The sequence below is a fragment of the Carnobacterium divergens DSM 20623 genome (genome assembly GCF_000744255.1).
GTDB classification, from domain to species: Bacteria; Bacillota; Bacilli; order Lactobacillales; family Carnobacteriaceae; genus Carnobacterium; species Carnobacterium divergens.
In genome coordinates this window covers 1,003,468-1,018,614 of record NZ_JQLO01000001.1, presented here as the reverse complement: position 1 = coordinate 1,018,614, position 15,147 = coordinate 1,003,468, and the positions used below count along the sequence as shown (strand labels likewise).

The 15,147-nt window shown below is 33.4% G+C and carries 11 protein-coding genes; all 11 read left to right on the top strand.

Translation table 11 applies throughout. The features are described from left to right. Positions 1-17: 17 nt before the first annotated feature. Positions 18-251: a hypothetical protein gene (locus tag BR52_RS04980; RefSeq protein WP_034569837.1), complete on the top strand. Its 234-nt coding sequence runs from the start codon at positions 18-20 to the stop codon at positions 249-251. A 15-nt stretch (positions 252-266) separates the two neighbouring features. Then, entirely contained in the window at positions 267-998 is a 732-nt protein-coding gene (locus BR52_RS04975) for a DUF1003 domain-containing protein (protein ID WP_034569834.1), read from the top strand. A gap of 595 nt (positions 999-1,593) precedes the next feature. Beyond that, the gene (locus tag BR52_RS04970) at positions 1,594-1,779 is read left to right on the top strand and encodes a hypothetical protein (protein WP_147291894.1); all 186 of its coding nucleotides are present in this window, start codon (positions 1,594-1,596) and stop codon (positions 1,777-1,779) included. Between the two features lie 32 nt (positions 1,780-1,811). Next, positions 1,812-3,305 carry a glucosaminidase domain-containing protein gene (locus BR52_RS04965; RefSeq protein WP_034569828.1) on the top strand — a complete coding sequence of 498 codons (1,494 nt, stop codon included), beginning with the start codon at positions 1,812-1,814 and terminating at the stop codon, positions 3,303-3,305. 353 nt (positions 3,306-3,658) lie between these two features. After that, positions 3,659-4,360 carry a tRNA (adenine(22)-N(1))-methyltransferase gene (locus BR52_RS04960; RefSeq protein WP_034569826.1) on the top strand — a complete coding sequence of 234 codons (702 nt, stop codon included), beginning with the start codon at positions 3,659-3,661 and terminating at the stop codon, positions 4,358-4,360. Then, the gene (locus BR52_RS04955; protein WP_034569822.1) at positions 4,357-5,481 is read left to right on the top strand and encodes a Nif3-like dinuclear metal center hexameric protein; all 1,125 of its coding nucleotides are present in this window, start codon (positions 4,357-4,359) and stop codon (positions 5,479-5,481) included. The genes BR52_RS04960 and BR52_RS04955 overlap by 4 nt, the downstream gene beginning before the upstream one ends. Before the next feature lie 25 nt (positions 5,482-5,506). After that, complete coding sequence (gene pepT, locus BR52_RS04950) at positions 5,507-6,733, top strand: peptidase T (protein ID WP_034569819.1); 1,227 nt, start codon at positions 5,507-5,509, stop codon at positions 6,731-6,733. Further along, complete coding sequence (locus tag BR52_RS04945) at positions 6,730-7,020, top strand: DUF1294 domain-containing protein (protein WP_366945580.1); 291 nt, start codon at positions 6,730-6,732, stop codon at positions 7,018-7,020. The genes pepT and BR52_RS04945 overlap by 4 nt, the downstream gene beginning before the upstream one ends. Positions 7,021-7,052: 32 nt before the next feature. Beyond that, a complete protein-coding gene (locus BR52_RS04940) occupies positions 7,053-7,595 on the top strand; it encodes a DUF1697 domain-containing protein (protein ID WP_034569816.1) in 543 nt (180 codons plus the stop codon). A 93-nt stretch (positions 7,596-7,688) separates the two neighbouring features. After that, positions 7,689-11,306, top strand: coding sequence for a helicase-exonuclease AddAB subunit AddB (addB, locus tag BR52_RS04935; protein ID WP_034569814.1), 3,618 nt, complete (start codon positions 7,689-7,691; stop codon positions 11,304-11,306). Continuing rightward, positions 11,296-15,090 carry a helicase-exonuclease AddAB subunit AddA gene (addA, locus tag BR52_RS04930; RefSeq protein WP_034569812.1) on the top strand — a complete coding sequence of 1,265 codons (3,795 nt, stop codon included), beginning with the start codon at positions 11,296-11,298 and terminating at the stop codon, positions 15,088-15,090. The genes addB and addA overlap by 11 nt, the downstream gene beginning before the upstream one ends. The last annotated feature ends 57 nt before the right edge of the window (positions 15,091-15,147 follow it).

The following is a 15,147-nucleotide window of genomic DNA, read 5'->3' as shown; positions in this document are numbered from 1 at the left end:
TAAAGGTGGGAAAAAGGATGACACACTGTTTAGTCACATTAAGTAATAATGAAAAAGTAACATTAATGATGTCTGAAAAAGAATTTTTTGAAAAAGTTTCAAATGGTGACGGTACACTCCATAGTCGATTAATTCGTTTTTATAATAATGAAGCACAGATTATTTATTTAAATCCAAGTCAGATTGTAAAGATTTCTTTTACCTCTAAAGAAGATACAAGTGCTTATAAAATTGATTTATCAAACTCATGAGAGGTGGGAAGAAAAATGGATAAAAAAGATCAACAATGTTTTGTTTGTCATAAAAAATATGCTTTAAATGAAGGAACTAAAATTCAAAACGTTGAAGAAAAACTTAAAAAATTTATTCTAAAAGAGCACCCCACATTAACAGAAAAAGATTTTATATGTTATCATGATTTAGTGGAATATCGATTAAGTTCAATAGAAAAAATGATTCAAAATGATTCAAAAGAAATGGATTTATTAAATAGCAAAGTATTAACTAGCATTAAGGAAGGTCAAACAGTTTCAGAAAATATTAATCAGCAACTAAGTAGCAAATTAACTTTGGGACAAAGAGTAGCAGATTCGATTGCGAAATTTGGTGGTAGTTGGATTTTTATTTTTTCTTTTATTGGCGTTTTAGTTGTCTGGATTTTAATAAATTCAATCGCGCTATTCAAGCCAACCTTTGATCCCTACCCCTTTATATTGTTAAATCTAGTCTTATCTTGTTTAGCTGCAATTCAAGCGCCTGTTATTATGATGAGTCAAAATCGACAAGAGTCTCGTGATCGAGCACAATCAAATAGTGATTACCAAGTCAATTTAAAATCAGAAATAGAGATCCGACTTTTGCATGAAAAAATGGATTATATGCTAAACGAACAATGGCAACACTTACTTGAAATTCAAACTGTACAAGTAGATCTTTTAAACGAATTACATGACAGAATAGATGAACTTGAAAAATTTAAACCTCACAAACCTAAATAAACTTATTTTAGGTTTTTTTTTACGTTCAAAAGCGAAAAAATAAGAATAGAGATAATGTTCATTTTTTAAGGAATTATGGTATAATAAAGAAGGTATAATTTATAGGAATCATTAAAATAACTAACATTTCCATATCTTCGTGAATAAAAAAAAGGTACATAAAATTATATAAAACCTATGCTATAGAGTTTGTTAAAGGGAGTGGATAGTTAATATGCCAGATTTCTCGACAGATAAAATAACGCAATTAGAAAAAGAAAATCGCAAGGTAAGACGACAGTTAAAAAACGTCAACGAAAAATACAAATCTTTAAAATTAAAAAAAAATTAAATTGAAGCAGATAGTTACAAAGAAAAAGCCTTACCTGCACATTATCAAACGATTGAACAAGATTATTTAGAACTTCAAAAATTTGTTCAGCAGTTAACTCAAGAAAATCGTCAATTAAAAGAACAAAGTCATCTAACAAAGCATTCTAATACTATAGATTTAGAAAAAGAGCTTGAATTAAGCAAACAAAAAATTCAAGAACTTGAAAAACAAAATCAAAAAATGTACGAAGACTTAAGAAATTCAAAGGCTGAGATTGCGGAAGTGTTGATTGATGCAAAGAAAAGAGTAGGATGGAGTAGTTTTGATATAGAAAAAAAGCCTAACCAGTTGGAAGAACGGTTAAAAAAAGAGTTGTCAGATTTAACAGGAGAACTATTAAAATCAAAAGAACAGATAGATTCTTTAGTAACAAAGATGACAACAGCAATTGAATCAACATTACACTAGGTCGAACGTACTAATTAATAGGGGGAAGTAAAATGAAAAGTAGAAAAACAAGAATTTTAAAAGAAAAAAAAGAACAACAATTAAAAATAATCAAAAAAAGTTCTGGATTATTGAATACATCAATTGTTGTTGCTTCACTTGCATTGCCAAGTTTCTCGGTCTTAGCTAGTGCTGAAGAGAATGCATCCACAAGTCATCGAGCGATTGAAGAGATGATAGATCAATCAGCGTCATCACAATTAAACTCTTCTGATGAAAAAAATAGTCTAGAAAAGGATATGCCTGAAATTTCAGAATCAGAACCAGAAACAACGGAACCAGTAGTCCCACCAGTTGAAGAACGGACTACTGAAAATCCTCAACCAAAACCTGTTGAACCTATTTCACCACCAGTTGAAGAAGTTCCACCAGTTGTAGTGACGCCAGCTCCAGCACCAAAAACAGAAGTTGAAACGACACGCCCATTCACAAAAGAAGAAGTTGTAAGTCAAAATATTATTGAAGTTCAAGCTCCGGAAGCAAATCGTGAAGAAGCTGAAAAAATTATGTTTGTTAAAAATCAATCAACTCAAGAATTTATTGATAAAATTTCAGAATCTGCTTCTGAAATTGGAGTAGAACAAGATTTATACGCTTCAGTAATGATTGCACAAGCTATTTTAGAAAGTGGTTCAGGAAATAGTTCACTCTCTAGTGAACCAAACCACAATTTATTTGGAATCAAGGGCACTTTTGAATCAGATTCTGTTGCAATGTTGACGTTAGAAGATGATGGCTCTGGTAATTACTACCAAATTACCGGTCAATTCAGAAAATACCCTTCTTATAAGGAATCATTAGAAGATTACGCTAAACTTCTAAAAGGGGGAACTTCATACAACGAAACTTTTTATGCAGGAACTTGGAAATCAAATACAACTTCTTATCGTGAGGCTACCCAATTTTTAACAGGAAAATATGCGACGGATACTCGTTATGCAGAGAAATTAAATCAATTAATTGAAACGTATGATTTAACTCAATTTGATGAGGGTGTAGTTAAAAAATCAGTTGAAAAAGAAGCTGACTTGATGCATACAATTGTCAAAGGCGATACATTGTGGGACATAGCTAATACTTATAATGTTTCTGTTGCAGAATTGATGGAATGGAATCAGTTAACATCAGATATTATATTTGTGAATCAAGAAATTATTGCTAAAAAAGGTGAGATGACTGAGGTACCTGTTGAACCAACAGAAGATGTAATAAATAAGGATGTCTCTAAATCAACTTCAGTTGAGGAAACGACTAAATTTCAACAAATTCAACAAGGTTCACTAGCATTTGATGAAACAGCATCATCTTTACGTTCTGACAAAAAAAGTGAAGCAACGGCAACTATCAATTATCAAGTAGTTGAGGGAGATTCTCTTCATAGTATTGCATTAAAACATCATGTTTCTCCAATTGAAATAAAAAAATGGAACGGAATGAAACAAAATCTATTATTTATCGGTCAACAATTAACCATTCATACTGTTTAAGTTGATTTAAATAAAATGAAATTCGTTACTAAAAGGCAAAGAAACTTACTTCTTTGTCTTTTTTTGTTGTATAACGATACTACAAGAGATGCAGACTCGGTAAGGATAAAAGAGTTCCTTCTAATTAGTAGCATCGGACTTTTAAAGTTATCTAAAAATTGTTAAATCAAATGATAAGTCAAAATAATCAAAAGCATTAAAACATACCCGTTGAAAGATCTCATTAAAGACGCGTAGAGAAAAATGAGACCAATTCTTTATTTCTTGCAAAAACTTCTCACTTAAACTAGAAGAAAAATAAGTCAATTTGTTGTATAATGGAAAAGAAGCCTGAAAGGAATGATAGCGAATTTATGGATGAAAAACAATTATCGATGCGGTTAGCAAAAGCCGCTTCTTATGTACCTAAAAAAGCGAGATTAGCAGATATTGGTTCGGATCATGCCTATTTACCTTGCGCATTGACTTTAAATCAACAGATTGAGTTTGCCATTGCCGGAGAAGTTGTAATCGGACCGTTTCAAACAGCCAAAGATCAAGTAGAACGATTAAATTTAACAAATAAAATAGATGTACGCTTAGGGAATGGCTTAGACGTATTAACGATAGAAGATGAAATTACGGCTATTACCATTTGTGGAATGGGAGGCTCATTAATTGCCTCTATTTTAGAAAATGGAGTTCAAAAAAACCAACTTTCAGGAAAAGAACGCTTAATTTTACAACCGAATATTGGGGAATACACTCTAAGAAACTGGTTGATGCATCATAGTTATCAAATTATTGCTGAAGAGTTAATTGAAGAAGATCAAAAAAAATATGAAATTATTGTTGCTGAAAAAAGTGAAAAAAAACAGAATTATAGTAATCAAGATTTAAAATACGGTGTCTTTTTAAAAAATACTCCTTCAGCTATTTTTATTGAAAAATGGAAGAGTGAATTAAAGAAGAGTCGGACAATTTTAGCAAGTTTAAAAAAATCATCAACGGACCAAAGTGAAAAAATTCAGCAAGTCGAAAGAGAAATCAAAGAAATCGAGGAGTTGATCCAATGAGCATAGTGACGGGAAAAGAATTTATAGCAAAATTTGAAGAATTTGCACCTATGGAATTAGCTGAAGCTGGAGATCCGGTAGGGTTACAAATTGGAACGTTAGATAAGCCAATCAAAAAAATACTGGTGACGTTAGACATCCGCCCAGAAGTAGTTGAAGAAGCTATTGAAAAAGGGGTTGATTTGATTTTTGCTCATCACCCCATTATGTTCAGAGCAGCTAAAAATTTAATTACAGACAATCCCCAAAATAAAATGTATGCAGATTTATTGAAACACAATATCGCAGTATATGGCGCTCATACCAATCTAGATGTAGCAACAAATGGATTAAATGACTGGTTGGGACAAGCAATTGGAATTAAAAATACAGAAATTATGCATATTACCAATCAAACAGGTTATAAAAAATTAGCTGTTTATGTTCCTAAGTCGGATGAAGAAAAAGTACGAGTGGCTTTAACTAAAGCAGGAGCAGGGAAAATTGGTCCTAATTACGAAAATTGTAGCTATACACTTGAAGGAACTGGAAGATTTACACCCATTAATGGTGCAATGCCGACAATTGGAACGTTAAATCAAACGGAAGAAGTTGAAGAAGCTCGAATTGAAGTGATTTTTCCTGAACATAAAACAGCTAAAATTGAACGAGCTTTATTTGAGAGCCATCCATACGAAGAACCAGGATATGATTTGTATACAATTGAAAATTTTGTAGATGCCTATGGATTAGGAAGAGTTGGAGATTTACCAGAACCTATTTCAGTGAATGATTTTTCAGAAAAAGTAAAAGCTATTTTTCAATTAGAGGGGTTACGACTTGTTACGACAGATCCTTCAAAAATGATTCAACGGGTGGCTATTTGTGGAGGAGACGCAGGCAAGTACTATCCAAGCGCTTTAAAAAAACAAGCAGATGTTTATATTACGGGAGATGTTTATTACCATACTGCTCATGATATGTTAGCTGATGGTTTGACAGTGATTGATCCAGGACATCATATTGAAAGCATTTGTAAAGAAGGATTAGCTGATCTATTTACTCAATGGAAAGTTAGCGAATCCTGGGAAATCGAAATTATTCAATCCAACTTAAATACCGATCCGTACCGTTTTAAATAAACCAAATTTGAGAGGAAGTTTTCTTATGTATAAAAATTTAGTGCCACGTTTTATAAGTTATGTTCAAACCGAAACTCGTTCAGATGAAACAAGTTCAACTGTCCCTTCAACTCAAACACAAGTAGAATTTGCAAAAGTTTTAGCAAAAGAGTTAAAAGAACTTGGCATGAGTGATGTTGCTTACAATGAGCAAAATGGTTTTGTAACAGCGACACTTCCAAGTAATAGCGAAAAAGAAGTCCCAACCATTGGATTTATTGCTCATATGGATACAGCAGACTTTAATGCTGAAAATGTTTCGCCACAATTTCATGAAAATTACGACGGTTCTGAAATTATTTTAAATGAGGTTGAAAACATTGTTCTTTCGCCAGTTGATTTTCCTAATTTAAAAAATTATCTTGGTCAAACATTGATTACAACAGATGGAACAACCCTACTAGGCGCTGATGATAAAGCAGGTATTGCTGAAATTATGACAGCAATGGAAATTTTAATCAAGGATCCTTCAATTCCACATGGTACAATTCGCGTGGCTTTTGGTCCAGATGAAGAAATAGGTATTGGAGCAGATCGTTTTGATGTTGCTGGTTTTAATGCAGACTTTGCGTATACGATGGATGGCGGTCCAGTTGGTGAATTGGAATATGAAAGTTTTAATGCTGCACAAGCAATTGTGAAGATTCAAGGTAAAAATGTTCATCCAGGAACAGCTAAAAACACAATGGTTAATGCATTAAAAATTGCATTAGAATTTGATGCAGCGTTACCACAAAATGAAGTTCCTGAACAAACGGATGGGAGTGAAGGTTTCTATCATCTGTATGATTTAAATGGGGAAGTTGAAGAGGCCAAAATGGTCTACATTATTCGTGACCACGATCATGATAAATTTATAGCTCGTAAAGAAATGATTCAAAAAATAGCAGCGAAACTAAATGAGAAGTACAAGACAGAACGTGTAACAGTAGAGTTAAAAGATCAGTATTATAATATGAAAGATATTATTGAAAAAGATTTATCGATTGTTACTTTAGCGAAAACAGCAATGGAAAATCTTTCTATTAAACCAATTATTGAACCTATTCGTGGTGGAACAGATGGGTCAAAATTATCCTTTATGGGACTGCCAACACCAAATATTTTTGCAGGTGGCGAAAATTTCCACGGCCGATATGAATTTGTTGCGGTTGAAAGCATGGAGAAAGCGACAAATGTAATTGTTGAAATCGCTAAGTTAAATGCCCAATGATGATGGAAGATCGTTTAATCGCACTTCTCTATTTTGGATCGGTCAATGCAATTTTATTTGTTTTAATGGGCATTGATAAATACCGTGCAAAGAAAAAAATGTGGCGTATTCCTGAAAAAACATTGCTTTCATTTGGTATTTTAGGCGGCGGTTTAGGCGGTATTTTAGGAATGGTTCTCTTCCATCATAAAATCCGAGTGACAAAATTTAAAGTTATTTATTTATTAGGGTTAGTCCTAATGTTAGGTATGCTTTATTTTTTATTTAACCGTCCAATTTTTAGATAAGGGCTTTTGATTGAGTTTAAGGATGTGTTTTTTTGGAGAATTATGTCGTTTTATTACGAGGAATCAATGTCGGGAAAGCTCATCAGCTTAAAATGAGCGATTTAAAAAAGATCCTTGAAATGCTGGGGTTCCAATCTGTGAAAACAGTTTTACGTAGCGGTAACGCAGTGATGAAAGGCGCGCCACAAGATGTAAATTTAATTGCTACAAAAATTGAAGAAAAATTAAAAACAATTGTTGATTTTCCTATTCCAGTTATTGTAATAACGGGAGAAACATTTATTCAGAATTTAGAAAAATGTTCCCTTTTTAAAGCAGAATTACAAGAACAGAAAGAAATTCTTATTGTTTATAAAAAATCAGCTTTCGTTACGAGTGAGTTAGTCAATTTTAACTTTCCAAATGAACAATGGGAAATGATCAAAAATTGTTTAGTTATTCAAATTTATGGCAATCAGTTGTCTTCGCCCTTGTTAAAACAATTAACACCATATTTAAAAAAAGAACAAGCAACCATTCGCAACTGGCGAACTGTGACAAAATTAAGTGGATTACTGATTGAGTTAAAGACGTAGAATTTGTTTAGGATAAAAGGAAACGAGTGACTAATTTCCTTTTATCCTCTTTTTTAGATAGGACATTTTTAAAGAAAGGATGTGACCATCACGATGCGTTTGCAATTTGTTTTGGGAAGAGGAAATACAGCTAAACAAAACTATTTATTAGATGAAATTGGTCAAACTTTAACAGAGGATTCCACAGCTAAGCTATTTTATTTAATTCCAGAGCATATGTCTTTTCAAACAGAAATGTCTGTACTTGAAGGATTAGGTAAAATGCCTAATTTTCAAAATCAAAAATTAATAGGAATGATGAATTTACAAGTTTTTAGTTTTAGACGTTTAGCCTGGTATTTTTTACAAGACTCATCTCTGTACCACAAGCCTCAATTGACAAATACAGGATTAACGATGCTTGTCCGAAAGTTATTGTTGCAATATGAAAATGAGTTAACCATTTATCGTGGAGAAGTCAAAAAAAGTGGTTTTGTAGAAAAATTAACTGAATTATTTTTGGAATTACGAAGTGGAAAAATTACGGAATCTGATTTACAAGAGTTGTTAAAACAGCAAGGAGATTCACCAAAAGAAGCGGATTTAAAATTAAAATTGCAGGATATTGTGTTACTGTATCATGCTTTTGAGAATGCTCTATTGGGAAAATACTTGGAAAAAGAAGATATTTTAACGGCTTTAGCGACTAAAATTGAAACTGTTGATTTATCAAATACAACCATTTATATTGATGGCTATACAAGATTTAATGCTCAAGAGCAAGCATTAATAGTAGCTTTAATGAAAGCTTCTAAAAAAGTGACCATCGCTTTGACTTTAGATAAAGGTTATCCAACTGAAAAACCGTCTATGTTTGAACTTTTTCAAGCAACGGGAGAAACTTACTATCAACTTTATCAAGCAGCCAGAGGAGATGGGATTCAAGTAGAACACGATAAGATTTTAAAAGAGTCAGATGCCCGTTACAGTGAAGAAATCAATCAATTAGAAGATTTTTGGGTTGAAACAAGTAAACTCTTACCGATAGATTACCGAAAAAAACAAGAACGAATTCCAATGTCTAATTGTGTGGAGGTTTGGCAAGCAAGTAACAAGCAAGTTGAAGTGACACATGTTGCTAAAGAAATCCGTCGCTTGATTGCTTCAAAAGAATATCGTTATCAGGATATATTAGTATTGGCTAGAGATATGAGTGAATACCAATCTATTTTGGAACCTATTTTTAAAGAAAATGAATTAGAAGTATTTACGGATGATGCAGCGGTGATGAGTCATCACCCTTTAGCTGAATTTTTAGTAGCCATGCTAGCAATTAAGAAAAATAATTGGCGATACCAAGACGTGATGCGTTTACTTCGAACCGAACTATTGTTGCCACTTCAACAAGTAGAAGAATCAGTGGACCGTACAACTAGGGTATTGATGAAACAAAACCACATAAACAACTTTCGAAATAAGATTGATATTACTGAAAATGTGGTTTTAATGTATGGTTACGAAGGTTTTTATTGGACGCAAAAAAAACCATGGCATTATAGTCGCTTTGTACAAGAAGAAACAGCAGGACAAACGACGGAAGATCAACGAATTGAAGGCATTGCCAATGAAGTCAGAGATTTTTTACAAAAAACCTTATTGCCGTTTTTTAAAAAATTGGATCAAGCAACGAATGGCTTAAGCTTTGCTAAAGAGCTTTATGAATTTTTAGAAAAAAGTGGCGTTAGCCAACAGCTCTCTTTTTGGCGTGACCAAGAAATTGAAAAAAATAATTTAGAAGTAGCCAAACAGCATGAGCAAACATGGGATGTTTTACTACAATTATTAGATGAATACGTTGAAATTTTAGGTACTGAATCTGTCGATTTAGATGCCTTTAATGACATTTTAATTGCAGGATTTGAGGGAGCAAGTTATCATTTAGTCCCCCCTACAATTGACCAAATCATGTTCTCTCCTTTTGATACAACCAGAAGAAATGCAACCAAAATCACCTTTATTTTAGGAATGACAGATACGAATTTACCAGCAAAAATTGAGAACAAAAGTGTTTTGACGCAAGAAGATCGCACTTATTTTTCTGAATTTTTACCAGAAGATAAATTTTTAGCACCATCGGTTGAGTCTTTAACAGCAACAGAACCGCTGCAAGCTTATCTTGCCTTTCTTTCATCAACAGAGCGCTTGATTTTTTCTTATTCAAAAAATGACGATTCAAAACAGAGTGCGCAACTGTCTTCTTATATTCAACGAATTGTCACAGGCCTAGACATTCCAATTCAAACTAAAGTAGAAGATAGTACAACTATTTTAGAAGAGCAAGAGGAAGCTTTAGCGTTTATTGGTTCAAAAAGAAGTACCTTAAGTCAGTTGTTAGTTGTTTTAAGAAAATCTCAAGAAGAAAATAGCCCTTTAAATCATTTTTGGTATGGCATCTATCAATATTTAACGGGATCTGGAGGAATGAAAGAGCTAACCAAACAAGTTTTAAAAAGTTTAACGTATAAAAATGTTCCTAAACCGTTAAAGCCAGAAATTGTCTCGGAGTTATACGGAAAAGAGCTCTATACATCTGTTTCACGAATGGAAAATTTTTATTCTTGTCACTATAAACATTTTGTCACCTACGGATTAGGTTTAAAAGAACGTGAAGTCTTCGGACTCTCGCCAGCAGGTACTGGGGAATTTTTCCATGATGCGTTAGACCAACTTTTTAAATCCCTTCATAGTCAAAACATATTGTTAAGTGAATTAACAGAAGAAACCCTAAGTAAAGTTACCGATGATGTGTTGCAAGTGATTTATGGAAAACCAAAATTTTCGATTTTAACTGTTTCTAACCGAATGAATTACATTCGATACCAACTAAGCCAAACGATTCAACGAGTAGCGTGGGCATTATCCAATCAAAGTCGAAAGACCGGTATGTCTACAATTGAAACGGAAGTTTTATTTGGTCAGATTGCCAGTCAAAAAGGAATTGAAGGATTAGAAATACCACTAAAAAATGATGGGAAACTTCATGTACGTGGGAAAATTGATCGAGTTGATGGAATGGAAGTCGATGGAAGTCATTATTTAAGCATTGTTGATTATAAATCAAGTGCACACACATTTGATTACCGTGATGCGTATTATGGTTTAGCAATGCAAATGATTACGTATTTAGATACTGCATTAATGAATTCAGTGAGTTTAGTCGGTCATGAAGCAAAACCAGCCGGTGCTTTTTATTTACATGTAAAAAATCCTTTTATTAATGATGAAGACGCAAGCGATGAAGAGCATTATCAGGATTCTCTTTTAAAAAACTTTAAGCTAGATGGGATTTTATTAGAAGATGATCCGATGTTGCGAAAATTAGATCAATCATTAGAACCAACGAATAGCTCTCTTGTTTATCCTTACCGAGAATTAAAAGATGAAACCTTAAAATCAGCGAAGTTCGTAACGAATGATGAAATGGCAGCTTTAAGAAATCATAATAATCGTTTGTTTAAAAAAGCAGGAGATAAAATTATTAGTGGAGATACGGATTTAAATCCCTATTACAAAGACAAACAACGAATTGCATGTGGGATGTGCCCGTTCCGTTCGATTTGTGAATTTGATGTGATGTTGCCAGAAAATAACTACCACCGTGTCGATCCTCTAAGTCAAAAAGATGTTTTAGAGCGAATGTTAAAAGAAGAAGGTGAAAAAGATGAGTCATAATTTACCTGTTAAGCCACTTAATAGTCGTTTTACCGATGGCCAATGGCAAGCTGTCTATGAAGAGGGACACAATATTTTAGTTTCGGCTTCTGCTGGCTCAGGAAAAACCACTGTCTTAGTGCAACGAGTAATTGAAAAAATTAAAAGTGGAGTGAATGTAGATGAACTTTTAATTGTTACCTATACGGAAAGTGCTGCAAGAGAAATGAAAGAACGTATTCAAGTAGCGATTCAAAAAGCCATTACACAAGAAGGGGAAGCGGAATCAAAACGTCACTTGGTTAAACAGGTTTCCTTACTTTCACAGGCTTCTATCAGCACACTACATGCTTTTTGTCTACAAGTGATTAGACGTTATTACTATCTAATTGATTTAGATCCGGTGTTTCGTTTGCTAACGGATGAAACAGAAATGTTGTTATTGAAGGAAGATGTTTGGGAAGAACTTAGAGAAGAACTTTATGGAGAAGAAAAAAATGCTTTTTATGAGCTAACAGCGAATTATTCTGGAGATCGAAATGATGATGGGTTAACAAAGTTGATTTTTTCTTTATATGAATTTTCAAGAGCAAATCCAAACCCAGCTTTATGGTTAACTCAATTATCTGATTTGTATCGCATCACTTCAACTGACATCGGAAAATCTAAACTTTTTTTAGAATTACTAAAACCACAAATTCTTGAAATTCTTAAAAGCTTGATTCAAGTAAGCCGTTCGGCCGTTGTTTTAGCCGATGGAACGGAAGAATTAAAAAAACATTACGACTTAGTAGCAAGTGAAGCAGTCTTTTTTGAAGAGTTAGTTGAATTAGTTGATACCAATAACTATAATGCTGCGTTTCAATTTATCTCTGACTTTAGTTTTGGTCGTATTCCTACCGTTAAAAAATCGGCGGATGAAGCGGTTAAAGAAGCTGGAAAAGAGATAAAAATGTTACGGGATCAATATAAAAAAAGGTTTGGTGAATTAAAAGATAGCTATTTTTACACAAAACCGATTAATATGTTAGAGATTATGGCAAGTGCAGCACCGTTAGTTGATGAAATGGCACGAGTAACCCAACGCTTTACAGATGCCTATCGTAAGGAGAAAGCGAGACGAAACGTACTGGATTTCAATGATTTGGAGCATTTAACACATCAAATTTTAGCGACATATACGGATGAACAGTGGTTAGGAACAACGGCTTCTGATTATTACCGTGAAAAATTTCAAGAAGTCTTAGTAGATGAATATCAAGATGTCAATAAGCTACAAGAAAGCATTGTTTATTGGTTGACGAAGCACGGTGAGGAAGAAAAGGGCAATTTATTTATGGTAGGAGACGTTAAACAATCGATTTATTCCTTCCGTTTAGCAGATCCATCCTTGTTTTTAACTAAATATGAACAGTTTGGGGAACATCGAAATGGAGAGCGGATTATTCTGGCAGAAAATTTCCGTTCACGAGGAGAAGTATTGCACTTTACCAATTTAATTTTCCAACAATTAATGGATAAAACCGTTGGTCAAATGGCTTACGATGAAGCTGCAAAATTGATTCACGGCTTTCCTAATTTTCCAGAAAGTACTCTTCATCAACCGGAAATATTAATTTATGAAAAAGGTACGAGTGTATCAGAAGAAGAGGAAACAGAAGTTGAATCTCTTGAATGGAATATGCGAATTGATGATAAAACAGAAGGGGAATTATTAATGGTTGGGCAAAAAATTCAGCAATTAATTGCCAGTGAATTTCCAATCTATGATAAAGAGTTAAAACAAAATCGTCCAATTCACTATCAAGATATTGTACTACTAACTCCGACAAAAAAAAATAATTTAGTATTACTAGATATTTTTAAGCGTTTGGAGATTCCTATTCATGTCAATGATACACAAAATTATTTTCAAACGACTGAAATCAAAATTATGATGTCTTTACTAAAAGTGATTGACAATCCTTATCAAGATATTCCATTAGCGGCTGTTTTAAGATCACCAATTGTGGGTTTAGATGAAAATGAATTGGCATCCATCCGGATTACTAAGAAAACAGGAGAATATTATGAAGCATTAGAATCTTTTTATCATCAGTACGAAGGTCGAGATAAAGCTAGTCATTTTACGACTGCACTTTATGAAAAAATTGCGAAGTTTCGTAGCCAATTGCTAAGCTGGCGAGAGATGGCGAGACGAGAAGAATTGGTTCGCTTAATTTGGCGTATTTATGAAGAAACTGGCTTTTTAGATTACGTTGGTGGGATGAGTGCCGGAAAACAAAGACAAGCCAATCTTCATGCTTTGTATGAGCGCGCAAGTCGTTATGAGGCAAGTAGTTTTAAAGGTCTCTTTCAATTTGTCCGTTTTATTGAAAAAATGCAAGAAAAAGATAAAGATTTAGCAGAGCCGACTGCCGTTGCACCGGATGAAAAAGCAGTTCGCGTGATGACGATTCATGCAAGTAAAGGTTTAGAATTTCCCGTTGTATTTATCTTAGACTTAACAAAACGATTTAATTTACAAGATACAAGAAGCGCATATGTATTCAATGAGGAATATGGTGTGGGAACGAATTATAAAGATTTAGAAAAGCGAATTACCTATCGAACCTTACCAGAAATCGCTTTGAAAATAGAGAAAAAGAAAAAACTTTTAGCAGAAGAAATGCGTAAGTTATATGTAGCCTTAACAAGAGCTGAAGAAAAATTATTTCTAGTAGGTTCTTATGAGAGTCAAGAAGCTGCTTGGAAGGAATGGGGAAGCGTTAGCAACCATAAAGAAGTTGTTTTACCAAGTGATATGCGATTAACAGCCAGTCATATGATGAAATGGATTGGTTCAACGCTTGTTCGTCATCCAAGTAGTCAAAACGATTATGTGACAGAAATTGCTCCAATTGGTGAAATTTGTCAACATCCAGCCTCTTTTTCGATTGAATTCAAAAATGAAGAGGAAATACAAGAGTCAATGAAGCTGGTTACAAGTCAAACAGAACGAAATATTTTAGTTGAGTTAGCTGAACAAACCTATGATGTTCAAGAAGTTGAAGCGAATCAAAAACTTCAAAAAGCAATCCAATTAATGGATTTCACCTATCCTTACGAGGGGGCAACACGAACAACAAGTTATCAATCGGTTTCAGAAATCAAACGTCTATTTGAAGAACCAGAAGATACACGGATGGTAAAAATTGATATCAATCAACCAAGAAATCGATTTGTTGAACAAAAATTAGCTCGCCCTAAATTTATGCAAGAATTAACTGAACCAACAGCTGCAGAAATTGGAACAGCGACTCATTTGGTCATGCAATCAATTGATTTAAAAGAAAAACCAACTTTTCAATCACTGGAAAAATTAATCAAAAAGTTAGTTGAAGAAGAGTTAGTGACTCCTCAAATTGAAAAAAAACTATCACTCAATCAGATGCTGCAATTTTTCGAAACGGAACTAGGGAATCAATTAGTTAACTATCATTCGTTAGTGCGTCGAGAGCAACCTTTTTCATTATTAATGAGGGCGGAAGATATTTTCCATGATATGGCTGAGCAGACAGAAGATAAAATTTTAATTCACGGAATCGTAGATGGGTTTATTGAATTTGATGACTATATTATATTGTATGATTTTAAAACAGATTATGTTCCTAAAAATGGAACTGAAAAAATTATTCAAAAATATCGAGGTCAATTAAATTTGTATCAGGAAGCATTATCCTCAATTTTAGGAAAACCCGTCAAAAAAAGCTATATTTGTTTGTTATCAATTGGAGAAGTTTTTCAGATGAACGCTAGCGTTTAAATTTGCTGATTTCCAGTTTGACGATTCATAGTAAGGAAAGAACAATTGATAATCTTA